This window comes from Chamaesiphon minutus PCC 6605 (assembly GCF_000317145.1).
Taxonomy (GTDB): Bacteria; Cyanobacteriota; Cyanobacteriia; order Cyanobacteriales; family Chamaesiphonaceae; genus Chamaesiphon; species Chamaesiphon minutus.
In genome coordinates, this window is record NC_019697.1 from 5,943,211 (window position 1) to 5,967,466 (window position 24,256).

Below are 24,256 nucleotides of genomic sequence, written 5' to 3' on the forward strand. Positions count from 1 at the left end.
AAGGACTAATCCGAACTGGATTTGACCTCACCTCAACCCTCTCCCCATTCTGGGAGAGGGAGTAAGATTAAATCTGTTATCTAAGCTGTGTGTTCCTGATTCGAGTCATTACGATCGACGGCGTTGCTGATTCTAGTTACAATTTGCTCTTTTTCGATCTCTTTGCCCCGCTCCCCGCTTTAGCAACGCCTGATTAATTAATTCTCCGTGCTATTTCGTGAGTCATCAGATCGTAAGCCATCTTAGTCTGGGGAAAAATCGCGCGTGCGGCTTGCAACAAATCGTCTAACACGATCGGATTTCCCGGTGCATAGCGGGGGCTAAAATGAGTCAAAATCAGCTCCTTAGCTCCCGCACCCAAAGCGACTTGAGCGGCCATCGTCGAGGTAGAATGCAGCCGATCGAAGGCCATTTCGGCATCCTCATGGGCGAATGTAGACTCATGAATCAACACATCAGCGTCTGCTGCTAATTCGATCGAATTTTCGCAGAATACGGTATCGGTACAATAGACAAATTTGCGCCCGATTTCTGTCTCGCCACATAAATCGCGACCGTTAATTACCCTACCATCTGCTAGAGTAACGACTTCACCATTTTTGAGCTTGCCATAAATCGGCCCTGACGGAATCCCTAATTCTTTAGCCTTCTCTAGATTGAATCTTCCTGACTTGTCGGTTTCACTCACCCGATAACCATAGGCTGGCACCTTGTGCTTGAGCGGGATGCAAGTAACGGTAAAATCTGCCTCCTGATGCACCACTCCCGGCTCGATCGTGTGTACCTTAATCGGATAGTTAAAATGAGTGTAAGAATACTTTTGACACGCCCGTAGATACTCATCTAATCCTTTAGGGCCATAAATATCGATCCGATCCGGACTACCTGCCATCCCATAAGTAGCCAGCAATCCCATCAGCCCAAAAATATGATCGCCATGCAAATGCGTGACAAAGATGCGCCGAATCTGGCTAATTTTGACATCGCAGCGTAACAACTGATGTTGGGTAGCCTCACCACAATCGAATAGCCATACTTCCGCTCGTTGGGGGAGATTGAGTGCGATACTAGAAACATTGCGCGCCCTTGTGGGGACACCTGACGATGTGCCAAGGAAGGTGATTTGCACGTTATTGGATGCTAAATTATAAAATGCTATCCCAAAAATCTGTCAATCGGACTTCAATTTAGTCCTTAATTATAAACGATCGACACAAACGCTTGAGAGTCTGCGCTGCAACTGCGAACCCCTAAATTTCAACTTATGAAGATAAATTCTGGTAATACCAACACCGAGCCGAGAATCGAGCTAGTACCACTGATTGATGTAATTTTTTGCATTTTGACGTTTTTCTTATTAGCTGGGCTTCAGGTAGCCAGACAGCAGGCGATCGGTGTCGATATTCCCTCAGCAACTACTGGCACGCCAGCCGCACGAGAATTGCTGATGGTCAGTCTCAATGATGCGGGACAATTGTTTCTCGAACAGCAGCCGATGTTGGTACCCGGACAATTAATAGAAGCCGTTAAACAGTACCGTCAAGCGCGCCCCAATAGCTCGATCGTGTTATATGCGTCGAAACAAGTCAGCTACAATAAGGTCGTCGAAGTCCTCGATGCGCTTAGAGGTGTCGCTGGGGATCGCGTCGCACTAGCTACTCTACCATCCAATACCGCCGCACCCACGCCGCCAGTCATCCCCAATCCGACTGGCTATGGTTACCCCTACAATCCTTACAATCCTTACCAAGGTGTCAATCCAGCTACAACAGTACAGCCCAATACTGGTGCGCCGACTCCAGCAACTGGTGCTGCGACACAACCAATCCCCGTCACGCCTACGACACAACCAATTCCTGCCGTAACTCCTGCGGCGACGACAACTCCTTCTGTGGCTCCGATTAGATCGCCCAAGCCTTAGATTCACGAGCGAGCGATTCAGAAGCTCGCTCGGATACTCACTTCCGATCGAACCCAGTTGAGATCTGTTCGGAAAGAATCGAGCGACCGATATTATCCAGATGGGCGGGAAACCCACCCATTCAACTGCGTAAACAAAAGACACAACCGCTGTTTGACTGTCTAACCAAACATGATTGGATCTGTGATGCGGCTTTTACCCGTTTTGCAGGTAATAAGTAGGGTACCCACGCGGTGGGCAACCCATAGCTCGATCGAGCTGTAGTGGCCATCGTGAGTACCCTAAATTTATAATTCGACTAATCTTGTCAAACTAGTGTCGATCGCACCTTCGCTAGCCGTATTGACCGCTCATAGGTGTTTTTACGACTGAATTATAATGTTCCCGAGCGGATTCCTCATAATCGATCGTCATTTGAACTGGCTTGCAACGTTTGATTGCTACCTGAATACCTTGGGCTGATTCACCTTCTAAGTCTTCGACATAGCCCACTTTAGCCTCGTCAGCTTCCACAGCGGTCGCGAACGGCCCAAAATAATAGGTACAGTGAGGCCGTTCTGTGGTAATTTCGACCCACCAAGCTTGTCCTACGAGGTGGAGCGCACTGCTCCAGATATCTTGAATATTCATTGGTATAGATTCCGCCGATTCAAAAGAGGTTAATAAGTTGATGGACTTTGAAGAATATTAAGGCTTAGATACTAAATAATCCCAAAATATCTGCTTAACATTCAAAAGAGGTTAATAAGTTGATGGACTTTGAAGAATATTAAGGCTTAGATACTAAATAATCCCAAAATATCTGCTTAACGCTCAGAAAGCCGTAACATATTTGACAAACGCTGGCGCGATATTTCATATAGGCACATCGCAGCAGCATTGGCGGCGTTCAAACTGGGTGTTTTTCCGCTCAATGGAATCGACACCAAATGGTCGCAACCTTTTTGAGTTAGCAAACTCAGTCCGTCGCCCTCAGAGCCAATGGCGAGCGCGACGGGACGTCGATCGGTAAAATCGACGCTATAGACTGCCTGTTCGGCATCAGCCGTGGTGCCATAAATCCAGAAGCCAGCTTCTTTGAGTTGACTTAAAGCGCGGCTGAGATTGACGACACGAGCGACGGGCAGGTGCTCTAGTGCGCCAGCGGCTACTTTTAGCACGGTGGAAGTGATCCCAACAGCGCGACGCTGGGGGATAATGACGCCTTGTGCGCCGAGTGCTTCTGCGGTGCGCACGATCGAGCCGAGATTTTGGGGATCGGTAATGCCGTCGGCGACGACGATAACGGGTGCATCTGAAGCTGCTAATGCTTGGGCGATTAGCTCTTCGATTTCTAGATAGTCATGGGGGGCGACTTGGGCGACAATCCCCTGATGGTTGCCACCATTGGCTAGATAGCTCAATCTTTGGTTGTCCACTTCATCGACTACCGTACCATTAGCTTTGGCTTGGTCGATGAGGGTGAAGAAGGCGGGATGGTGGCGGAGTTTGGAAAGTACCCAGATTCGATTGATTTGGCGTTCGTTTTCGATCGCGGTGAAGACTGAGTGCTTACCGTACAAATAATCGGTGACTTCTTCTTCGGTAATTTCTGGTGCGGGGGGATCTTGCCAACCGCCGCGATTGTTGCGGCTAGGCGGACGATCGCGCCATTCTTTGGGTTTGCCGCCAAAATCTTGGCCGCGATCTTCCGGACGGCGTTGGCGGAGCCTCTCAGAATGAGAATCGCTAAATTTCGACGGACGGTCGTCTTGACGGCGATCGCTGAATTTGGAAGGACGGTCGTCTCGATTGAAATTAGGACGAGGGGGTCGGCGATCCGCGCCATCCCGATCGCCCCGACGATCGCCAAAGGAATCGTCTCCACGAGGCTTATAACCGTCCTGACGGGGTGAAAAATCTTTGGAACGTTCTGGACGAGGTACGCCCCAATCCTGACGATCCTCGCGGGGCTTATCCTGACGACCGAATTTCCGATCGGGCTTGGGTCTGTCGAAACTCGATCCGCCTTCAGTCGGACGCGGACGATAGCTACGATCTCGATCGAAATTATTTGCACCATCGGTCTTGCGCGGACGACGATCTCCCGCGCGGTCGTCGGGTTTGCCGCGATAACTGGAGTCGCCACCTTCTTTACGACGCGGTGCGTCGCTGGGGCGATATCTGTCCGAACTACTAGGTCTACTATCCGCACTGCGGCTGGGGCGATAATCGCGCTCCCCACTTCCCGAACCGTCGCGATCTCCTTGACGTGGGAAAGGTTTGCCGCCACTAGAGCGACGAGGTTTAAATACCATGTGATGTTAGCTAATTATTATGGGGCTGGAGCCGGATCGAGTGGGAGTAGAGCGAGTAACTCCCACAGCCGTGGGGGATCGGTAATATGAAGATAACCGATTAATGTCTCAAAACTGGTAGCCTGCTGATAAACTTCGGGATCGAGGCGACGCGGACGACCACTCGCCGCATTCCTTCCTCGCCGGATGGCATCCAATTCTACGGATGTCAGATGGGGTAGGAGTAGTTGCAGATGACTAGACTGCGCTTCAGCACGTACTTGTGCGACAACTTGACGATGATAATCATGAGAACGTTTAGGCGGAAACAAAAATCTCGTGCGAACGTATAGTTCGTACACAGCATCGCCCAAATATGCTAGAGCTGCTGGTGACAGTTGCGGCACTTGGTTGGGGTGGATAGCTAAAATATTCGGCTGTTGCCAGCTTGGTGGTAGCTCGGTTTCACCCACAGCGATCTCTAATTAGCTAGATAATTTTGACTCAGCTTTCCGATTTTATCAAGATTTCTCGAAACTGGTAGGAATTGATAGATTTTGACATTAAACTTAGCAGCTAGGCAATTCGGGATGAGCGGTCTCTTATCTTACACGATCGCCGACCTACCCAATCAATTACGACCGATCCCAAATCCGGTCTGAATTTCGCGGCGGTTGGCAACAGTTTCAGCAGATGTGGGATGACAAAAACGCCACCAACCCAGTGATGGCACCCTGACATAACTATTAATTATTACGAGATCGGTCATGTTAATAATGCCGATCTCCGTTATTTTTACCCTGGTTCGATTCGTGCTAATGCAGCATCGACAGAGGTTTGAAGCGATAAGAACTGCTCTAATCTTACGAGTTTGACAGTTTGGGTTACCCGCGCATTCGTAACGATTTGAACGGTTCCTTGGACACCTTGAGCTTTTTTGACTAGTTGCACGAGCGCGCCTAGTCCCGAACTATCGACAAAATCGATTTTGGATAAATCTAAAATCAGATTTATTGGCCCTTCTTCGACGCACTTGTCCATCACCTTTCTAAAAGTTGGCTCGGAAAATGCGTCGAGTAATCCGGTGAGGCGGAAGAGTTGGTAGTTATCTTTAACTTCGCGAGTGCCTCGGAGACTCACGGTTAAGCTTAGTGGTTCAGCGATAATAGCCTCCTTAAATGTTTACTTAAAATAAATGATTTATCTGTAGGCGATATTAAACAATACTCTGGATTTATCACAAATTACGGTCATCTTGTCAACTTCCGATCGATTGAGGCGATAGATGCCAATCGGTGCTGTGTCCATCTAACATTGTGCGACAGCTATGTTTGAGCCAATAATGCCCCGGTAAAAATTTATCCTGTGCCTACTGAGTCGATGGCTGTCGATCGCATCCCACAGATTTAACTCACGATTGTAACAACACCTATAGGCTGCTACTCTCTATCTCCTGATTTAACTTCCTGCATCTGCTGGACGAATTTGGCAAACAGATAGTCAGCATCGTGAGGGCCAGGACTAGCTTCCGGATGGTACTGCACTGAGAAGCAGGGCAGCGTTTTGTGTTGTAATCCAGCAATGGTGCGATCGTTTAAATTCAGGTGCGTGATTTCTATATCTGCACCTAATGACTCAGCCGTCAGTGCAAAACCATGATTTTGGCTGGTAATTTCTACCGTTTGGGTTAGTCCGGCTGGCTGATTGAGTCCGCGATGACCGAATTTGAGTTTAAAGGTTTCCGCTCCCAGGGATAGACCGAGAATTTGATGACCCATACAGATGCCGAAAATCGGCTTGTCAGCACTCAATAACTCTTTAGTCGTAGCAATCCCTTCCGTGACGGCGGCGGGGTCGCCAGGGCCATTTGAGAGGAAGATCCCATCGGGATCGTGCTTGAGAATTTCGGCGGCGGAGGTATTAGCTGGGACGACAATGACCCGACAACCATAACTTGCCAACCGCTTGAGAATATTTCGCTTCACGCCAAAATCTAGCGCGACAACCGTTAATGGTTGGCTATCGCCAGCAGCCGCTGCGGGTTTGAATTCCCACATTGCCTCGCTCGGCTGCGACCACTCGTACACCTCTTTGGTAGTCACATTATCGACGAGATTTAAGCCACTCATACTCGGTGCCGACTTCACCAGATTGAGCAGTTCCGCCGGATCGAGAATTTCGGTCGAAATCGCCCCATTCATAGCTCCAGCCGATCGCAACTTGCGAGTCAGCGCGCGGGTGTCGATCCCATAGATACCTGGAATATTGTGGTGTTCGAGGTATTTAGGCAAAGAAGCCGTCGATCGCCAGTTACTCGGACGATAGCAGACATTGCGCGCGATCGCGCCCCGAACGTGTGGCGCGTGAGACTCTTCATCGTCAGGATTGACACCTGTATTACCCAATTCTGGATAAGTAAACACGACAATTTGACCGCTATAGCTGGGATCGGTAAGTACTTCCTGATAACCAGTCATCCCGGTATTGAAGACAACTTCGCCAATGGTGGTACCCATCGCTCCAAACGACCAACCAGGGTAGGTTGTGCCATCTGCTAGAACCAATAATGCTGGCAATACCGCAGAAACGGACATAGTATTTACAAACGGGTTATTATAGCGGTTGCAATTATACCATCCCTTACTAATTGCTATCATCGCCAATGCTACCCATGCAAAAATACTCCCAAATCATCATACTTTCATTAGCGATCCTGGGCGCGATCGTCGATCGACCCGCATGGAGCGATGTCTCTACAGATAGCCCAATTTTATCGGAATCTTTCTGCCAAAAAGTATTTACAGACGCGATCTCCAGAGCTAGAGCGGGTAATTGGCAAGCGTCAGAACAGGAGCGACGAATCATCCAACAGTGTCGGGTCAAGTTTTCACCTCCAGTGAATCCCAATACCCCATTACCGCAAGCCTCTTTATGTATTTCTTTAATTAAAAATCTACTTCAAGGAGATCTAAATCGATCTTCTGAAATCGATTTTTCAGAAGATCGATGGCTGCCTGCGACAAGATGCTCTGAGGTCGTGGCTGCGTACTATATGCCATCGGGTTCGATGTTACCTACACTGAAAGTTAACGAGCGATTCATTATTGACAAAACAGCGTATCGAGTCCAAGCTCCACGACGGGGAGACATGATTATTTTCAATCCTACCGAGCAACTCAAAAGACAAAAATTTAATGACAAATTTATCAAAAGAATTATTGGGCTACCAGGAGACAAGATTAAAATTCAAAATGGTAAGGTTTATATTAATGGCAAGCCCTTAAAAGAAAATTATATTCTCGAACCGCCTAGTTATAGCCACAAATTAGTTCTGGTGCCTGCAAATAGCTATTTTGTTTTAGGCGATAATCGCAATAATTCTTACGACAGTCATTACTGGGGCTTTGTGACTCGCGATCTGATTGTTGGTAAATTGATTTGGAAACTGGAGAGCAAGTAATCGATATACGTCAGACTAATCCAAGTTACTAGCGATAGACGCTCCGAATTAAATAGTTGTTTGTAGTAGGAGCGATCGAGCGTTTGGCTGCGAGTAGCGAGGTAATTTCTGGATTAACTTACCGCTGACAAATAAATGTGTTAATGTACGATTGTTAGTTAAAGCATCAAATAATAAAAATTGAGATCTATCGCCTAACTTAACTCTACCTAGATTGAGATAGGATAGGGTGTGATTGGTACTCAGATAACTGGCGATCGCACCATAAGTCTCAAACAAACCCGCCCTCCCCCACAATCTAATTAAACACGATCGACTACCAAGGCGAAGGAAAATAATCCTTGAGAAAATGACCGAATAAAGGTATTTATGGTAGATTAATTCCAGTGACGAGCGGATCGTAAATGCGTGCCATACCATCAATCAAATCTCGATCTCATTAATCATGGTTTGAGCCGACTGTTAATTAAAAATGGTGCGATCGCATTGACAAGTTGTACCTCTAATAATTCTGGCCTACTGACTCGATCGAGTCTTCGGTCGGTCACAAAATCTGTACGATCGATGTCAGCTTCGCTCATTACCCACCTGCGACTTAAGTGCGGGCTAACTAAGAAAGTCCACTGAAATGGACGGATAGATTCTTTAGTCCACTTCAGTGGCGATCTGACGTTAATTACTCGATTCTAGCCGATGGATAATAGCCTTTAATTTCTTGGTTATAAAAGCTGCCGATCGAGTCTGTTGATTGCAAATCTTCCCAAAGTTCCGGTTCTACTTCTGAATACTGGTACACTGCGCCACTATTAAACTCGATCTGCAAAATCTCCCGCTCGTAATCGTAGCCGACTTGCGCCGCCATCGTCGAATGGGCTGGCAACATCTCAATGTGTTCTTCGCACGGCTCGTTGGCGTAGCCGCTCGTTCCGAGCATTGCGGGTGTAGATGCAATAATTCGATCGAGTAGTTGCAAGCCTTCATACGCGGCTAATGGAGCGGGAATTTCGATATACTCGATCTCATCTTCGCGTTCGATTATTAGCTTGAGTCCATCATCATCGTGCGCGATCGCTTTCAAGCTGCTTAAATCGATTTTACTTAGCTTCATCTGAGTTTGTGCTCCTGCTACAAGTGCGATCGTTAGTTATTTTCAGGCAACAATACAGTACTATTGTATCATATAGGCTGTAGTTGAGGCGATCGAGTAGTGTTTTTACGTATTAAAGCCGAGAACTAGGAGCAGATGGCAACGATCGGGATTAAAGTAATGACAACGGTAAGATCCGACCTATGAAACCAATTATGCTGCCGACTGTTCCCATCGGTTACCGAACCCAATCAGCAGATTGCTCGTTGGCGTAGCTTCTCCAGAAAAAGATCGGTAGTATTTTAAGATTGCAGTAAGTTCGTGGACTTACGGATCGATGATACTGGGCAACAAAACCAAGCCAGTTGCGTCGATCTGTTTAGCTGCATCATTAGCGGCGATCTCCGCCGCAATCTCGACAATGCGTTCGTCACGAACTAATACATCTGCTGTCAACCAGTTACCATCAACCAAGAGGAGCCGAGCATGAGGGATTAGCAAAGAATTAACGCTCATACTCGATCGTCCAAAATAAAGGTCATAATGGTCTATACGCAAAACAATTTTGCAAAGATAGCAATGAGTGTCTGGATCTCACCACTCGTGCGTCGCCTCGGTGCGATCGAAACTACAAGTAAGCGAGATTGAGACTGATTTTGACAATTGTTTGCGATCTTCTAAACTATCTGAGTAAGATTTTACAGCACGATCGTAGAGGTTGTTGGATCGAGATCCTGTCGTTTAGGCGTCAGCGCAACCGCGAGCCGCAAAATCACCTCGATTTTCTCTCAATCTCATCAATTCACTAACCAGCCCACTTCTTCAATCGGTTTTATGGATCGCGAACAACCTAAATCTGAGCCTGAATCTCAATCGGAAGCTAATCTGACACCTCCAAAAGCCGACAATCCGTGGATAGAGACAATCAAAACCATCGGCTTGAGTGCTGTACTGGCGTTTGGGATTCGGAGCTTTGTAGCTGAAGCGCGTTATATCCCTTCGGGTTCGATGCTACCGACATTACAAATTGACGATCGCTTGATTATCGATAAAATTAGTTATCGCTTTTCCGATCCCGTTCGTGGCGATATCGTTGTTTTCAATCCTACCGCCCAACTAGAAAAAGAAAAATTTAAGGATGCTTTTATCAAACGGGTAATCGGCGTACCTGGCGATCGAGTCGATATCAAAGGTGGTAAGGTCTACATCAATGGCAAATTATTACGTGAAAATTATATCGAGGAAGCTCCTAATTACAATTGGAGCAGCACGTCATTAACTCCTGATGGCATTGTGCCTAAAGGCAATTATTTAGTTTTGGGTGACAATCGCAATAATAGCTACGATAGTTACTTTTGGGGCTTCGTCCCTAAGGATAAAATTGTGGGCAAAGCGACAGTCAGATTTTGGCCGATCGAGCGAGTAGGCGGGATCGATTCTCAGCCTGAATATACAAAGTAGCGTAATCGATCGGGTACGATCGATGGTCGGGGAGAGGGCGAATAATTGACAATTACTTTTCTGTGAAGGATAGCGGCTTGCGCTTACGGAGGTTTCCTCCGGATTATGCCAGACAAGACAAGAGAATAAATAATCTTATTCGATCTCATCTGTCAGCAGGAAGGATTTACATCTATCTTTTTTGGTAAAGGGTAAACGAAAGGTGCCTTGGCTTGGTATGTTTGTCCGCTGCTCTCTATCGATCGACAGATTAATACGAGCGACGAGCTACTGCTAACGATAATTCATCGCGTCAATTTGTTTGGTAATATTTACAGCCTGTCGATCGGTGATGCCAGAGATAAAATCTAAAACATGCATGTAAGCATGATGCAAAGACCAATCTGACTGGGGTTGATGTCCGCCCATCATCGCCAAGATTTTAATGTGTCGCTCGGTTAATTCTTCGCGATCTTTGTGGATAATTAGATTATATGCTGCGGCAATAAAAGCATCTAATAATACATCGATCGTGGCATGAGATCCGACTTCAATTTGGATTTTGCGGGGATCGTTAAAGATTTTATTTTTAGCAGTATTCTTAGCGATGGTAACGCATTCTTTGATGCGACCGCCACAAGCATCAATCAGATCGTCATACATGAAATGTCCCTGCAAGAGATTGTCTTTTTGCTTGACAAAAGCATCGACAACACCCTCAATGAGAATATTCATCGCCTTACCTCGCGCGATCGCAATTTTCCGACCAATTAAGTCAGTCCCCACACAACTAGAATGTAGGGGTGGAATTTCATCAAAATTGTAGACAATCTTTAAGATATCGATCGCTTCATCATAAGTAATAAAGCCCATCTCAATACCATCTTCGAGATCGATTAGAGCATAACAAATATCATCTGCTGCTTCCATCAAATATGCTAGCGGATGGCGGCTCCAAGCCATGGGAGCGCGTTCGAGCAAGCCGAGTTCGGTAGCGATGTCCGAGAGAATATCGCGCTCGGTTTGATTGCAACCATACTTCTTTTCGATCGATAGTAACTCCGAAGTCCAAGGATACTTGAGAAATGTACCTAAAGTTGCATAAGTAAGTCTCATTCCTCCTTCAAACAAATAATATTCGAGCTTGGCAATTACTCTCAATCCTTGAGCATTACCCTCGAAATTTTGAAAGTCATTTAGTTCGGCATGACTCAATTTTGTGACAAATTTTAGATTGCTATGTTTGCGAAACCAGTGTCTAATAGCCTCTTCGCCAGAGTGCCCGAAAGGAGGATTGCCGATATCGTGAGCCAGACAGGCAGCTTGTACGATATCGCCGACATCAGATGGTGCAATGTCGATCCCGGCTAATTCATTGGCTAATCTTTCGCCAACCTTGGTACCTAAACTTCTACCCACAGATGAAACCTCTAAACTGTGAGGTAATCGGGTGCGAATATTATCATTTTCGGGTAGCGGATGTACTTGCGTTTTATGATTGAGGCGGCGAAAAGCACTAGAGAAAATAATCCGATCGATATCTTTGTGAAAATGAGTCCGTCCGGCTTCTTTGTGTTCGAGTTGAGCTACTCCATATCTTTTACGGGAAAAAAGTTTTACCCATTGCATTCGATCCATCTGAAGAGTTACCTCGCTCATAAATTTCGATCGTGATTTCACTTCAACTTTCGTGCCGATTTTCGATGTCGATCGGCGGCGAGCACCCTATCTCTAGGGTAACAATTACAGCTTACATTTTGGTAATAATTCTCATCTCCCTAGGGTATAGTACCCACAAATAATATACTGACTAAATATTTGCGAGCCAATCTTTAAATCGAAACCGATTGTGGTAGAATGTTTTAAGTACTTGAGTACTTATCTAATTTCTGCGCGATCGATACCACTTGCAACCCGGATGATGGATCGTCATCCTTGCGTTTAGTCTAGCCACACATCACTGGTTCACTCTTAACTGTGCGGAGGGTACCCTAGTGTTGGATTACGGTTTAGATGCTTTGCATCTAATGACAACACTAGGGTACCCTCCGCTGGCGTTGAGCGAGCCAGTCCCAAGAGGTTTACGAAGAGGGATCGCGCAGCCAGATTAGGTATGCTCACGGCTTTAGAAAAGATCGCCCTAAAAAAATGCCCCGTTTGGCATTAACGCTACGATGGGGCAAAAACAAAGTGGTTTCAAGATGTAAGAATACTAGTTCTTTGTAATTTAGCTTGTGAGTTTAATTTAGGGAAAATAGCGCAGAGAAAAATATAAGCCGTTATCTTGCCATGAGTTTTTTTGAGCCGAAGCATTTACGAATGGAATTCCCCACTCGATGCGCGCGCTGAGATTATCGCTGCGCCATTGCAATCCCAACCCAGTAGAAACTAGGGCATGTCATCAATTAGGTAAACTTAGATAAAGTCAAAAATTTACTAACAGACGATGACAACCAGAAGATCTGCCCTCCGAGACGACCAATGGGAGCGAATTAAAGATTTGTTGCCAGGACAAGAAGGTCATGTTGGGGTCACAGCAAAAGATCGTCGGCTGTTTGTTGAAGCAGTGCTATATCGTTATCGTTCGGGCAGTGCGTGGCGAGATGTGCCTGCTCGGTTTGGAGACTTTCGGCAAGTGCAGACACGCTTGAGTCGGTGGTCAAAAACCGGAGTATGGGAGAGCGTATTTGAGCATTTAGCCACAGATGCTGATAACGAATATGCCATGATTGATTCAACAATTGTCCGTGCATACCAGCATAGTGCAGGGGCACCGCCGATGCCTTGGGCAATCCATAATGAAAGATGGTACCCTAACTTATGCCGCCTAGTACTAGTACTCGATCGGTAAAAATTATTGAACGCTTTGCAACCACTCTCGAACACCTTGGGCGATCGTCTGGGCTAATCTGCGTTGTTGTTGCGGATTAGTCACCCATTCAAACTCTTCGGGATTGGTCATAAAACCCAGCTCTAATAAAACAGAAGGGGCGGCGGTCGGTCGGGTTAGAGCTAAGTTGTTCCAAAATACACCATATGAAGGTCTGTTCATTTGCTTGACAATGTAGTTCTGCATGAAGATAGCCAAGCTGTGGGCTGAGGGGTGATACCAAAATGTGCCAACACCTTTGGTTTTTTCTAAATCGCCGTTATCGGGTAGAGAATTGTAATGAATCGACAGGGCGAGGGTGGGGGATTCGCGCTCAATGGCGGCCATCCGAGCTGGTAGGGATAAATCGCGATCGTCTTCTCTGGTCATCACCACAGTTGCCCCCTGCTGGCGAAGTTCGTCCCGCACCAGTCGAGAGACGATTAAGTTGACATCTTTTTCCAGATAGCCATTGGGTCCAGGCGCACCAGATTCCTTGCCACCGTGGCCGGGATCTATCAAAACTTTGATGCCAGTTAAGGGCTGACGCGATTTCTTCGCTAACACTGGGGGGCGGCGCAGTGCCATTACTAAGCTGCTGCCTTCATAGCGTAGTTGATAGCCCCAATGCTGGTCTTTTTTGAAATTAAAAGTGTATTGCACGCGATCTGGTGCAACTTGTTGCCAATCGAGGCGAGAGATTAAAGGATTATCATCCAAGCGAATCACATCAGTTTGGGCGGTGGTGTTGTGCAAAGTTAGCACCAAAGATCGACCATTTGGTTGAACGGTAACAGGCACTGGGGTGGTCAACGGAAACACCATTTCCAAATGCTGGGGTTGTTGCCGATAGCCCACGCTGCGAATGATGGCACGCGGGGGCACTGTGCCGGACGGCAGAATTTGGGTTTCCTTGCGATCGATCCACCCGCCATAGCCCAGCCGCAGCCAATCGCCTTCACGGCCAGTAATGACCGATCGAGTGCCTTGGGGGAGCGGGGTCAGCCGGGAATAGTCGGTGCTAGGGCCAGTGCGCGCCACACCCGCAGGGGCTGTCACTGTGGCAACTTGAAATTGGATTGGTGAGAGGATGGTAATTTGCCCCCCGCCCACCTGGGTGGTGGTTTGACCATTTAAGGCGAGCTGAAATTCTGGCTTGCCCAGATTGAGATCTCGATCGGTAGCGGAGATCGTGTTACAACCTTGATAATTACTGATGTTGCTCGGATTAATTGGCTGATTTTGCCCAGTCAAGATGGCATTACTGGCTGGTAATTGAGCCGATGGTGGCTGGGCAGTCAGGGGAATATTTTGGTTGGCTAGTTTGACCGAGACGGTGGCGTTGGGCGCAGCAACGGCACTAAAACAAATCGGTTCGCCACTCGGTCTGGCGATATCCAGCGCGGGTTGTAACGAATTGGCAGCAAAGCCCAGTCCAGATGGCAAGGTGGGTTGATTGGCAACGCGGCTCACCTTAATTTTGCGCTCTTGGTCTTGATAGCGAATGGAGAAGAGATTATCTCCCACTTGCAGTGGGAAACTGGGCGCAAAATGACCAGCTCGACTGCGCCTAATTGTATTGCTATTCACCGTGACTACCCCCGCCGCTGGCGCAGTACCGATAAAAAAGATCCGATCGCTTTTGGTAGTGTGGTTATTGGGCGGATAAACAACCTGAAACGAGGGTGCTTCGGCATGGACGGCGATCGCGGTCAAGACAGCCAAGCAACCCAACAGTAGAGCGCGAAAGAATTGTTTCATTATGGTTGCGATGTAGGGGGTAGAGGCAATACGGTTCGGTTAGTCAGCGGTTGAAACCGCCGCTAGTGATGCAAAGTCCGCCTTCGCGGACTAGAACTAGAACAAAAATTGGTTTAATCGAACCGTATTGGGGGTAGAGGTTAGAGGTTAGAGCCGCGACGCTGCGTTCCTACTCCCTACTCCTTATATAAATACGATTCGCTGTAACTCTTCTCTATGATTTGCATTTTATTGCCAGCTACTTTGTCCCCTATTACCTTATCGCCGTCAATGCGATCGCCCGTCCAATTATAGTTTTTGTCTTGTGTCATGCTTGAATCCTGTTGATTGTGATTATCGATCGGCACTGTTACCGAAACGTTGATATTGGGAGATCGATTACTCGATTCTAATCGATCGAGATCCGATCGCCGATCGAAATCGAGATTTCGTTCCATTCCCCTATTATCAAATCGATCGTCATTCAATATGTTGTCAATTAACCCCCGTACATTCACATCTTCACCGCTTGGGTGACATTCGATCGTAGATTTACCTCGATCGATACGTTGGTGCAATAGACTCAATGGAAAATCAAAGGGTTTCGAGCTGGATTTACAAGTCTGACAATTGCAGGGAATTCTAGTTTCGTATGCGTCTGCGGGTATCTTGAAATCTTCATGAATTTCTCTGAATTTGCGGTGAATGAGCGTCATCAAATCGCGAGGTCGATCGCCGACGATTTTGACAGTAATATAGCGTTGATGATAATGTTCGATGACCTCTGCACGGGTGTTATTTTCCAGCAGCACTACACCTGTTTTCCAGACTAGCGCAATTGGGCTTGAGAATGACGCGATGGCGGAGGAGCGGATCGTCCTGAAAATGCAGACACACGCCTAAATTGTGGAGAAAGCGACTGAGTTGAAACCTTTTATCTGAAAAATCTACCGATTACGCCCCCTCAATGCTACGCGCAGATCTGTCAGAATTGGGATGAATTCCAGCCAGGGACTACTGCTTGCCAAAATGCCCAACTGCAAGGCATCGAGCCAAACTACTTACCTCAACCGAACTATCATCGGAACTCGATCGGGAAATATTGAAGGGGAACCGCTCGATCGAGTGTCACCGATGTTGTAAAATGAGAATCATAATCATTCTCTAATTGGGCGATCGACTATCGAAATGATGGGCGATATTGCCTGTCATCCATCTGCCAGGAGTTGCTTGTTCGATCGAGTAAGCTGTCGATCGTCGTAAGGATTCGGGTGAAAAATGTTAGAGGGGGGAGAATCTGCTAGAGTAGACACATGAAAAAGCCCGCAGAAAAGACACAGCAGGAAAAAACCGAAATAGAACAGTTGAGCCAAGCGGAACTGGTTGAATTGGTGCTGGGGCTGCAAAAAATTATCAAAGAACTGGAAGAGAAACTGGCAATTGCGACAGAGAAAAGTAGAACCAACAGTAAAACATCATCACAGCCGCCGTCTCTAGACCTAATCCAGAAGTCCGAAAAAGCCAAAGAGCAAACAGAGGAAGAGCAAAAAAAGAAACCAGGTGGGCAACCAGGACATCAAGGAAAAACCCGCAAAGGATTTGGACGAGTAGATCGATACTGTATCAGCCAGCCAGAAATATGTCAGTGGTGTGGAAGTAGAGAGTTAAGTGAAGCAATTAGTCATCGCACACAACAGGTAGCCTGTTTAGTAGACAAGCCCATAGAGGTCGTAGAATATCAAACCAGATCGTGTAAATGCCTGGAATGTGGTGGGGTAGTGCGAGGAGCGTTACCCGATGGAATAGTCCCAGGGCAAGACTTAAACATTAACCTTCAAGCACTATTAGTATGGCTAGGTAATTATGGGCACTTATCCTATGAAAAGCAACAAGAATTGGTGTGGGAATTAGGTGGAATCAGCATTGGTACTGGAACACTTCAGAAAACGAATCAACGAGTAGCTCAGACAGTAGAACCCGCCATTAATGATTTATGGGAATGGGCAACACATCGACCGAATGTACATGTAGATGAAACTCCTTGGTGTGTAATGGGAGTGAAGGAATGGTTGTGGACAGCTAGTGGAGAAGGATTTTGCTTATTCCATGCTGCCGATACTCGTGGACGGATTGAATTGGAAACGATGTTGGGCACAGAATTTGCTGGAGTATTAAGTTCCGATGATTTCAGTGTCTATAATGGTTGCCAAGTTTCAGCACAACAGAAGTGTCTGGCTCATTTACTCCGACATTTCAAGCGGGTGTTCAAACTTCCTGGTAAAAACAATAATGCCACTGTCGCGACTGTATTTATCGAACTAATTAATGAAGCTTTTAGACAGCATCGACTTTGGCGCGAAGGGGGAGATCTATCAACCTATTGTCAGTGGGCAACTGAGTTCAAAGCAAGATTAAATCAATCTCTTCAAACTTGGCTAGGTCAGGTTGGTTATGCTGCTGGTCTGTTGCTTAAATCATTACGTGATAAGGCAGACCAATGGTGGTATTTTCTCGATGACCCGTCTGTTCCACCTGATAACAATTTAGCCGAACGTTCTCTTCGTCTAGCCGTGACCAAGCGGAAAGTTTGTGGTGGCTCTCGCTCAATGGAACGATTTGGCCAAACTGCCGATCTACTTAGTGTCATTCAAACCTGTCGTTTTCAAGCTCGTTCGGCCATGACTTTTTTCCGTGAGGCGATCTCTGCCCATTCTTGTGACCTACCGATGCCTTCTCTCATCCCCCTTCTCCAAACCTGAATTCTTACAGGGAAAAGCCTCATCCTCCGGTTCCTGATGGAATTCAATCAACCCTTAATTTATCTACTATTACTGGCTGGAACTGTAGCGTTATTGCTCCGAGATTGGGTAGATGCAGGCGCGATTTTTGCAGTCACATTGGTGAATGCGACGATCGGATTCGTTCAGGAATCCAAAGCCGAAAATGCGATCGCGGCTCTGGCTAAATCTGTCACTACTGAAGCTACCGCGATTAGATCTGGCCAAAAAATCCGGCTCGATGCTCGCGAACTGGTACCTGGAGATTTGGTATTGCTAGCATCTGGGGATAAAGTACCCGCCGATCTCCGGTTGGGGAGCATCCGCGATCTGCAAGTGAGTGAAGCTGGATTAACAGGGGAATCTTTACCCGTCCAAAAAGCAGTCGATCCACTTGCCGCAGAAACAGTACTCGCCGATCGCACTAATATGGCATATGCAGGAAGTTTGGTGACATTTGGGCAAGCGCAGGGTGTGGTGGTAGCGATCGCCAACCAGACAGAGACTGGGCGGATTTCTCAACTGATGGAGCAAAGCAGCGGACTCAAAACCCCACTCACCCGCAAGATCGAGCAGTTTAGTCAGGCACAGTCGTACATTATTATGGGCTTGGCGGTGGTGATGGGTAAAGGTGGCGAGTGGGTTGAGGGGCTAAATGCCGCAGTTGCCCTAGCTGTGAGTGCCATTCCCGAAGGACTGCCAGCGGTGGTGACAGTAACGCTAGCGATCGGCGTACCATTCTCGAACATCCACTCAAAATTGCTCCTAGTTCGATTCAAATTGGAGATGCGATCCTACTCAGTGGCGATCTGGGGCGACATGGGATTGCCGTGATGGCGGCGCGGGAGGGGCTAGAATTTCAAGCCACCATTATCAGCGATTGTGCGCCACTAGCGGAGATTGTGGGCGAGTTACTGCAAGCGGGGATTAAAATTCACTGTTTGCGGGATCTGACTAGAGGCGGTTTAGCTAGCGCGCTCAATGAGCTGCTGATGGCTACCAAGCTCACTATGTCGATCGATGAGTTGGCGATCCCAGTCTTGGAAGAGGTGCAAGGAGCCTGTGAATTACTCGGATTAGATCCCCTGTATATTGCTAATGAGGGGCGGTTTGTGGCGTTTGTAGCTCCGGAGGATGTCGATCGAGCGTTGGCAATCTTACGATCGAATGGTGAAGCGGCAACGGCGATCGGTAAAGTTGTTGCAACTCTCTCACCTGTTGTTATCCTCAATAGTAAGCTGGGCACTACTCGCATTCTCGATCTATTGAGTGGCGAGCAATTCCCCAGAATTGGTTAGGTTGGGATTGGGATATTGGCGATCGTTTTAATCGTTATGACACGGCCATTCTCGACTGTCCGAGATGAAGATGTTCGCGATAATGACCATCTAGCCAACAGATTGGTAATGATTCTTCAGACGGAAATCTCATTTCTGCTTTGGGAAATAAGGCGGGATCTTGAAGTTCTTCGCCAGCGTGACTTCTGCCGAGTACCTCAGCTTTAAAGGGATCGAAGAGATCGCTGAGTTCGAGAATTTCAACTAGCACTTGAGTCGGTCGATGCAGTAAAAACATAAAAGACCTCTCTTTGTAAGAATACGGGTGTGAAGTGCTTACTGGCAAATAAATTTAGTCAGGGCTGCTTATTTATTACTGTAAGCAAAAAATATGAGGAACTTGTGAGGATTGGTTAAGTTAGCAGCGCATTAAAGATATAGCCGATGCTAATAATACCAATTGTCATCAGCCCGATAAAGATGGCTAATAGTTGTGGGCGCAATACTTTTTTGAGAATTACCATTTCTGGCAAAGATAATGCTGTTACCGACATCGTGAAAGCCAAGACAGTACCCATCGACATTCCTTTATTTACCAAAGCTTCAGTAATCGGCACTACCCCTGCAATGTTCGCATAGAGGGGTCCGCCTAAAATTACGGCGATTGGTACTGCAAAAGGATTATTTGCACCTGCATATCGGATGACAAAATCTGTCGGTACATACCCATGAATTCCTGCCCCGATCGCAATTCCAGCCACCACATACAGCCCGGAAAATTTCACTCGATTGATATCTTTCTTGATCGAATCTTTGCTGCCAAGTTAATGTCGCCAACAATAAATTTTCTTCATCATTTGATGACAGCATTTGTCGTGTTTTTCGTAGTTCCCATACAAATGGCTCCACCCATTTTTCTAATTTTAGGAGTCCGATAATATATCCAGAGAAGATCGCCAAGCCCACCCCAAAACTAATGTAGATGAGCATTACCTTTAGTCCAAATAATCCCCACAACAGAATCATGGCAACTTCATTTACCATTGGTGCTGCCTGCAATAGTAGTTGAATTTGCTCTGGACTCATTACTTGTCCTTTGCTCACAACTTTGCCATCGATCGTCATTGCTGGTGTAGCCATCACCCCACGCATCGCAATTTCTACAGGATCGGTAATGTGTCGAACTTCAGCCGTTAAATTAAGATTTGCCAAAGCTGCTTTCGCATTTACTTCTAACTGTTGGCACTTTTTGCAGCCTGTACCCAAGATTTCAATCTCGATCGGATTCATAATATAGCTCCTATTTCATATTCTGGAAGTGGCTGAATGCAATTAAATATAAAATCCCTGTAGGATGGGCACTGCCCAAAGCGTAGATTCGATCTAATTCTAGCCCCACAACTATGTTATAACCTGAGTTCGATGAGGCATAGCCTCATCGAACTCAGATGTGACAACATGTTCAGCTTAATAGCAAATTTTATGTAAATTTTGGCACGATAAAACCCATCATTAAGATGATTAATGATTGAAAATATTGAGTTAAGTTAATAAATAAATAATCGGCTAAATAGGAACAATACTAAAGAAGTTTTGAGCAGGCTCATCTAGCTTCAAACTCGGCTTTTTAGGTTGATGAGTATAAGCAATTAATGCTGTAATCAGATTTAGCATGAAATTATGCAAGCTCCGATGGCGAGAATGGACTAAATAACAAATATTTTTTAACTGGTCATTTACCGTTTCAATCAGCGAGCGTTTCCGAAGTGATATTTTGTCATCCATCAAGATGAGCTTGTTTTTCATATTAGATTTTAGTGGCGTAATTAGCTGCAATCCTTTATTTAATAATTCTTCAAATAGTTCTTTCTTAATATATCCTTTGTCTCCAAATATTTTTCCTGATATTCCCTGTGTCATTGATGGCAAATGTGTGCGGTCATCGACATTGCCAGGTGTGATTTTGCAGCTTAATATCTCTCCGCAATCATTAATAATTAAATGAAGCTTGAATCCAAAGTACCATCCCATAGAACTCTTACTCAGCTTGGCAGTTTCTTTGAAAACCTTATTTCTTTTAATTCTTTTTGGGTGACAAACTGGAATAGCCGTGCTATCCACGAAACTAATTCCAGTCACCTTACCTTGACGAGAGTTGAGATAATAAAGGCAAGCTATTAAAACATTTGGCATCAACTCCACCATTCTATTGTAACTAACCAACTTTGGAAAATAATCAGTTAAGTTTTGACAAACATTTTTGAGGTAATAATCCTTAAATGTTCGATAGCTTGACTGATGGAAATGAATAGAAATAGTCATGACCTCGCTCAGTGATAGGCCGCAGCGTTTTGGTAAGCTATTACCGTTGGCAGGGAAAGATATTGATGAAAAAGTTGCTAGCCAATCTTGGCAGAAATCATCTATTTCACAAAATAGTTCGGTTAAGTCCATCATCTAAGTGTGGTTTTCTAATATATATATTAATTTAACCAGAATCAGAGATTATACATAAGGGTTGCAATGCTATTTGTACTTTTATTTGCCGACCGCTCCTCAGAACTTTTAATAACTTATTAATTGTTAATTATTTGTAATTATCGATCGACGTTTTACTTCCAAGTCATTATCAATAATCAAAGCTTATTGATAATGACTTGGAAATATCTCATTTTAATAATTGATGTTTATGACTCAAGCACAGTCAGAGACTTGATTTGATGATGAGGCACAGCCTCATCGAACTCAGGTTTATATATTGCTACTTATCTAAAAACCTAATTCATCAGGATTTAGTTAAGATCGTCACATCAGATGAGGTGGATTTATTTCCTTATTACTACTGACGCCATTAGTCATCCTTCCGCTCGTCTGATAGTGAGAAATTCGATAGATGCGGCTTACATCTGCACGTCCCCACGTATCGATCCAATTGCGATTGATAGCCGGAGTAAGTGAGGGATTCTGTGCTTTAATCAGTTGCATAATTCGATTCTCGTTCCGAGAGGCTACGCCAACGATTTCCGATCGATCTGTAATCCGCTCGGCCCGACCCTTCACCACTACACTTCGCCAATGTAGCGATCCAGTTACTTCTTCAACCTGTAGGCAAATTTCTGGATTCACATCCATGCCATAGGTCTTCATCCCTTCGGTTGTAAATAGATAAATATCCGCACCTTCGAGATAATAATGCATTGGAATCACGGAGGGTTTTCCTTCGTAGATGAAGCTGAGATGACCGTACCCTACTTTGTGGAGCAATTCACGGATTTCTTTGGCACTCATTTCATCGATATTTAGCATAATTCTTCTCTGTAAAGATTCGATCTTAGGTACAGCCTCTGGAGTAAAGAGATCGGTGATTTGAAATGGACAGTTTAGTTATCTTGGGGTTCTATCCGATCGCTAAATCGATCGCGTTTTGTCCATCAGCACAGAGCAAGGCGCACGATGGAGAACATAATTGCTGACGCTGCCGACGAGCAACTCATTGAGACCAGAAATGCCCCTATGTCCCATCACAATTAGATCGATATCCGCAGATTGGGCAAATTCACAGATTTTGCGACCAGGGCCGCCAGCAACCTGGTGAAATTCAGTGGCAACGCCTGCGGCGGTGGCTCGATCTGCCAGCGATTTTAATAGATCTAAATTTTGTTGTTCGTAGGTCTGCCAGCGTTCTTGGTATATTTGCAGCGTCTCACTATTGGCAACTGGCATATAGTCCATGCCGATGGGCATCGGCAGTGTTAAATTATTCTGCTCCTCAAAAGATAGAACATGCAAGAGTACAAGATTAGCCTTATCGGCCTTGGCAATATCGAGTGCTGCTTTAAACACATCATGGCTACTGTCCGAGCCATCTATTGCCACCAAAATTTTCTTAAACATATAGATCTCCTGTGACGTTAGATCTGTCTAATGACCTAATACAATCACTCTACGAAGATAATTTGAGGAAGTTGTGAGCATTTTCAACAATTACCCCATCCACCATCTGAATTACTCGCCCAGTTCTGGCAGCAACATTGGCATCATGAGTAACGATTCTCCAGCCTGTCTTTCAAGCCGACTTTGACTAAGGCTTTGGTGGCTCGATCGATCCGCTGGGCGCGGGATTGAGCGATATCTTCTGGACGCGAGCCAGCTTTGAGCAGATTGAGTGCCTCTTGCCGCTGTTTGAGAACGCTTTTGGCTTGGGCGATATCTTCGGGACGCGATCCGGCTTTGAGCAGATTGAGTGCTTGCTGGTCGCGATCGACTTGTGCTTGGGCACTATCATGAGTCGAGAGTGCCTTACTCAGAGCTTGTTGCGAAACGGCTTGCGCTGCATATAACTTTTGCGTGGGTTGCAGATCTTCTTGCGCTTGCCTGTGAGTGACCTGAGATTTACTCAAATTAGCTTGTGCTTGAGCGATATCCTGCGATCGCGACCCCAATCCCAACGACTATGATGATTGGCTTCTCTTCTGAGTCGAATATCGGTTCGATAACCACGCCGCTCCCATCTACGGGCAGCGCGTTCGGCATCGCGACGCTCTACATGAAAACCATCTAAAATCCAGATCCCGACTCGATCTCGTGGATTACGGTAATAAACATAGTACCGCTGCTCTTGGCGACCGCGATATTGAGCTAGTTGCAAATTCGCCTGCCCATGAAAGTTCTGTCTAGATTGTTGCGGGTCTAGTGCATTTGCAACACAAGGTGTAGCTGCTAAAAATCCGATATATATCAGTGAGATCGGAATTATCTTGCTCATAAAATTCTCCTGTTAACCACGGATTAACTTTATAAAGAACCTGTGAGTTTCTTGTGAGAAAAAAGATGCGACAGTTTGATTTTTGGATAAATTTATGAAGTTCTTACCTTTTCAATCTAAGTTAATCTAGCGATCTCCAGTCCTACGCCGTTCGGCTGCTGCGAGCGATCTGATTTGGGTTCTAAAACCACTCCGCTGCAATCTGCGGGCAGCACGTTCGGCATCGCGACGCTCGGCGTGGAAACCTGCTAGAATCCATTTTCTGTCGCGAGGGCTGCGGTAATGAACGGTATAGCCAATTTGGTAGGGGGGATGAACTTGGGAGATGTGTACCTTCACTTCATCATCAAAGTTCTGGCTGACTATTTGTGAATCCAGTGCATTGACCGTCAAAGGCATCGCCACTAAAAACCCCACAGATACCAGCGAAACTAGAATTATTTTAATCATAAAGATTCTGTTGTTTACCCACACATTCAGCCTACAAATATCGTGTGAGGTTCTTGTGAGTAAACAGATTCGCTCTGGTTAATCCGTTCGACTCTTTAATTTCCGTAAAAGCTCACGAGATCCTCACATTTAAAATCTAATGTAAATAACAATGATTCGGATAATTTCGAGCCAGTGCTCCTAGATTTGGAGAG

27 protein-coding genes and 5 pseudogenes are annotated in these 24,256 nt (G+C 46.0%); 8 read left to right on the plus strand and 24 right to left on the minus strand.

Annotation, left to right across the window (positions count from 1 at the left end):
* Window positions 1–193 precede the first annotated feature (193 nt).
* Window positions 194–1,129 carry a ribonuclease Z gene (locus tag CHA6605_RS27165; protein ID WP_015162575.1) on the minus strand — a complete coding sequence of 312 codons (936 nt, stop codon included), beginning with the start codon at window positions 1,127–1,129 and terminating at the stop codon, window positions 194–196.
* A 135-nt stretch (window positions 1,130–1,264) separates the two neighbouring features.
* On the opposite strand from CHA6605_RS27165, the gene CHA6605_RS27170 reads away from it, so the two are divergent.
* A complete protein-coding gene (locus CHA6605_RS27170) occupies window positions 1,265–1,921 on the plus strand; it encodes an ExbD/TolR family protein (protein ID WP_015162576.1) in 657 nt (218 codons plus the stop codon).
* A gap of 333 nt (window positions 1,922–2,254) precedes the next feature.
* Here the strand turns inward: CHA6605_RS27170 and CHA6605_RS27175 are convergent, their stop codons facing one another.
* The 6 genes from CHA6605_RS27175 to carA all read right to left on the minus strand — a co-directional run bounded on the left by CHA6605_RS27175 (window position 2,255) and on the right by carA (window position 6,791).
* Window positions 2,255–2,551 (minus strand): DUF1816 domain-containing protein, encoded by a 297-nt coding sequence (locus CHA6605_RS27175; RefSeq protein ID WP_015162577.1) that lies wholly within the window; start codon window positions 2,549–2,551, stop codon window positions 2,255–2,257.
* A 176-nt stretch (window positions 2,552–2,727) separates the two neighbouring features.
* Window positions 2,728–4,218, minus strand: coding sequence for a 23S rRNA (guanosine(2251)-2'-O)-methyltransferase RlmB (rlmB, locus tag CHA6605_RS27180; RefSeq protein ID WP_015162578.1), 1,491 nt, complete (start codon window positions 4,216–4,218; stop codon window positions 2,728–2,730).
* A gap of 17 nt (window positions 4,219–4,235) precedes the next feature.
* Entirely contained in the window at window positions 4,236–4,670 is a 435-nt protein-coding gene (locus CHA6605_RS27185; RefSeq protein WP_015162579.1) for a Mini-ribonuclease 3, read from the minus strand.
* Window positions 4,671–4,828: 158 nt separating this feature from the next.
* Window positions 4,829–4,966: a hypothetical protein gene (locus CHA6605_RS34635; protein WP_157260118.1), complete on the minus strand. Its 138-nt coding sequence runs from the start codon at window positions 4,964–4,966 to the stop codon at window positions 4,829–4,831.
* Between the two features lie 26 nt (window positions 4,967–4,992).
* Window positions 4,993–5,337 (minus strand): STAS domain-containing protein, encoded by a 345-nt coding sequence (locus tag CHA6605_RS27190; RefSeq protein WP_015162580.1) that lies wholly within the window; start codon window positions 5,335–5,337, stop codon window positions 4,993–4,995.
* A gap of 299 nt (window positions 5,338–5,636) precedes the next feature.
* Window positions 5,637–6,791, minus strand: a complete 1,155-nt coding sequence (carA, locus tag CHA6605_RS27195; protein ID WP_015162581.1) for a glutamine-hydrolyzing carbamoyl-phosphate synthase small subunit — start codon at window positions 6,789–6,791, stop codon at window positions 5,637–5,639.
* A gap of 77 nt (window positions 6,792–6,868) precedes the next feature.
* On the opposite strand from carA, the gene lepB (CHA6605_RS27200) reads away from it, so the two are divergent.
* A complete protein-coding gene (gene lepB / locus CHA6605_RS27200) occupies window positions 6,869–7,657 on the plus strand; it encodes a signal peptidase I (protein WP_086936277.1) in 789 nt (262 codons plus the stop codon).
* 48 nt (window positions 7,658–7,705) lie between these two features.
* Here lepB (CHA6605_RS27200) and CHA6605_RS27205 read toward each other — a convergent pair whose 3' ends face one another.
* The 4 genes from CHA6605_RS27205 to CHA6605_RS27215 all read right to left on the minus strand — a co-directional run bounded on the left by CHA6605_RS27205 (window position 7,706) and on the right by CHA6605_RS27215 (window position 9,260).
* Complete coding sequence (locus tag CHA6605_RS27205; protein ID WP_041548491.1) at window positions 7,706–7,936, minus strand: hypothetical protein; 231 nt, start codon at window positions 7,934–7,936, stop codon at window positions 7,706–7,708.
* 164 nt (window positions 7,937–8,100) lie between these two features.
* On the minus strand, window positions 8,101–8,238 hold the full coding sequence (locus CHA6605_RS35255) for a hypothetical protein (RefSeq protein WP_198288407.1): 138 nt from the start codon (window positions 8,236–8,238) through the stop codon (window positions 8,101–8,103).
* A 95-nt stretch (window positions 8,239–8,333) separates the two neighbouring features.
* On the minus strand, window positions 8,334–8,765 hold the full coding sequence (locus CHA6605_RS27210) for a KTSC domain-containing protein (RefSeq protein WP_015162583.1): 432 nt from the start codon (window positions 8,763–8,765) through the stop codon (window positions 8,334–8,336).
* Between the two features lie 306 nt (window positions 8,766–9,071).
* On the minus strand, window positions 9,072–9,260 hold the full coding sequence (locus CHA6605_RS27215) for a hypothetical protein (protein WP_015162584.1): 189 nt from the start codon (window positions 9,258–9,260) through the stop codon (window positions 9,072–9,074).
* A gap of 318 nt (window positions 9,261–9,578) precedes the next feature.
* Here CHA6605_RS27215 and lepB (CHA6605_RS27220) point away from each other — a divergent pair, with 318 nt between their 5' ends.
* Complete coding sequence (lepB, locus tag CHA6605_RS27220; protein WP_015162586.1) at window positions 9,579–10,205, plus strand: signal peptidase I; 627 nt, start codon at window positions 9,579–9,581, stop codon at window positions 10,203–10,205.
* A gap of 273 nt (window positions 10,206–10,478) precedes the next feature.
* On the opposite strand, the gene CHA6605_RS27225 is transcribed toward lepB (CHA6605_RS27220), so the two are convergent.
* Complete coding sequence (locus tag CHA6605_RS27225) at window positions 10,479–11,813, minus strand: deoxyguanosinetriphosphate triphosphohydrolase (RefSeq protein ID WP_041550068.1); 1,335 nt, start codon at window positions 11,811–11,813, stop codon at window positions 10,479–10,481.
* Window positions 11,814–12,630: 817 nt separating this feature from the next.
* Here CHA6605_RS27225 and CHA6605_RS35915 point away from each other — a divergent pair.
* Window positions 12,631–12,957 (plus strand): annotated as a pseudogene (locus CHA6605_RS35915) (IS5 family transposase); the annotation flags it as partial.
* Between the two features lie 81 nt (window positions 12,958–13,038).
* Here CHA6605_RS35915 and CHA6605_RS27235 read toward each other — a convergent pair.
* The 3 genes from CHA6605_RS27235 to CHA6605_RS37400 all read right to left on the minus strand — a co-directional run bounded on the left by CHA6605_RS27235 (window position 13,039) and on the right by CHA6605_RS37400 (window position 15,690).
* Entirely contained in the window at window positions 13,039–14,814 is a 1,776-nt protein-coding gene (locus CHA6605_RS27235) for an N-acetylmuramoyl-L-alanine amidase (protein ID WP_015162589.1), read from the minus strand.
* A 176-nt stretch (window positions 14,815–14,990) separates the two neighbouring features.
* Window positions 14,991–15,605: a hypothetical protein gene (locus tag CHA6605_RS27240; protein ID WP_015162590.1), complete on the minus strand. Its 615-nt coding sequence runs from the start codon at window positions 15,603–15,605 to the stop codon at window positions 14,991–14,993.
* Window positions 15,589–15,690: a hypothetical protein gene (locus CHA6605_RS37400; RefSeq protein ID WP_422678756.1), complete on the minus strand. Its 102-nt coding sequence runs from the start codon at window positions 15,688–15,690 to the stop codon at window positions 15,589–15,591. The genes CHA6605_RS27240 and CHA6605_RS37400 overlap by 17 nt, the downstream gene beginning before the upstream one ends.
* Before the next feature lie 99 nt (window positions 15,691–15,789).
* Here CHA6605_RS37400 and CHA6605_RS34645 point away from each other — a divergent pair, with 99 nt between their 5' ends.
* The 4 genes and pseudogenes from CHA6605_RS34645 to CHA6605_RS27255 form a co-directional block, all read left to right on the plus strand.
* Window positions 15,790–15,936, plus strand: a complete 147-nt coding sequence (locus tag CHA6605_RS34645) for a hypothetical protein (protein WP_157260119.1) — start codon at window positions 15,790–15,792, stop codon at window positions 15,934–15,936.
* Window positions 15,937–16,106: 170 nt separating this feature from the next.
* A complete protein-coding gene (gene tnpC, locus CHA6605_RS27245; RefSeq protein ID WP_015162591.1) occupies window positions 16,107–17,552 on the plus strand; it encodes an IS66 family transposase in 1,446 nt (481 codons plus the stop codon).
* A 9-nt stretch (window positions 17,553–17,561) separates the two neighbouring features.
* Window positions 17,562–18,305, plus strand: a pseudogene (locus CHA6605_RS27250) (HAD-IC family P-type ATPase); the annotation flags it as partial.
* Between the two features lie 2 nt (window positions 18,306–18,307).
* A pseudogene (locus CHA6605_RS27255) lies at window positions 18,308–18,868 on the plus strand (HypE family hydrogenase expression/formation protein); the annotation flags it as partial.
* Window positions 18,869–18,902: 34 nt separating this feature from the next.
* Here the strand turns inward: CHA6605_RS27255 and CHA6605_RS27260 are convergent.
* The 9 genes and pseudogenes from CHA6605_RS27260 to CHA6605_RS27300 form a co-directional block, all read right to left on the minus strand.
* Window positions 18,903–19,145, minus strand: coding sequence for a hypothetical protein (locus CHA6605_RS27260; RefSeq protein ID WP_015162592.1), 243 nt, complete (start codon window positions 19,143–19,145; stop codon window positions 18,903–18,905).
* Window positions 19,146–19,260: 115 nt separating this feature from the next.
* Window positions 19,261–19,906 (minus strand): annotated as a pseudogene (locus tag CHA6605_RS37405) (permease); the annotation flags it as partial.
* A pseudogene (locus tag CHA6605_RS37410) lies at window positions 19,901–20,137 on the minus strand (thioredoxin family protein); the annotation flags it as partial. The pseudogenes CHA6605_RS37410 and CHA6605_RS37405, both read right to left, overlap by 6 nt.
* A 276-nt stretch (window positions 20,138–20,413) precedes the next feature.
* Window positions 20,414–21,301, minus strand: a complete 888-nt coding sequence (locus CHA6605_RS27275) for an IS982 family transposase (RefSeq protein ID WP_015329006.1) — start codon at window positions 21,299–21,301, stop codon at window positions 20,414–20,416.
* A 351-nt stretch (window positions 21,302–21,652) separates the two neighbouring features.
* The gene (locus CHA6605_RS27280) at window positions 21,653–22,153 is read right to left on the minus strand and encodes a pyridoxamine 5'-phosphate oxidase family protein (RefSeq protein WP_015162593.1); all 501 of its coding nucleotides are present in this window, start codon (window positions 22,151–22,153) and stop codon (window positions 21,653–21,655) included.
* Between the two features lie 102 nt (window positions 22,154–22,255).
* Window positions 22,256–22,741 (minus strand): universal stress protein, encoded by a 486-nt coding sequence (locus CHA6605_RS27285; protein ID WP_015162594.1) that lies wholly within the window; start codon window positions 22,739–22,741, stop codon window positions 22,256–22,258.
* A 143-nt stretch (window positions 22,742–22,884) separates the two neighbouring features.
* Window positions 22,885–23,247, minus strand: coding sequence for an HlyD family secretion protein (locus CHA6605_RS27290; protein WP_041548492.1), 363 nt, complete (start codon window positions 23,245–23,247; stop codon window positions 22,885–22,887).
* Window positions 23,244–23,612: a hypothetical protein gene (locus CHA6605_RS27295; RefSeq protein ID WP_015162595.1), complete on the minus strand. Its 369-nt coding sequence runs from the start codon at window positions 23,610–23,612 to the stop codon at window positions 23,244–23,246. The genes CHA6605_RS27290 and CHA6605_RS27295 overlap by 4 nt, the downstream gene beginning before the upstream one ends.
* 126 nt (window positions 23,613–23,738) lie before the next feature.
* The gene (locus tag CHA6605_RS27300; RefSeq protein ID WP_015162596.1) at window positions 23,739–24,062 is read right to left on the minus strand and encodes a hypothetical protein; all 324 of its coding nucleotides are present in this window, start codon (window positions 24,060–24,062) and stop codon (window positions 23,739–23,741) included.
* Window positions 24,063–24,256: the final 194 nt, after the last annotated feature.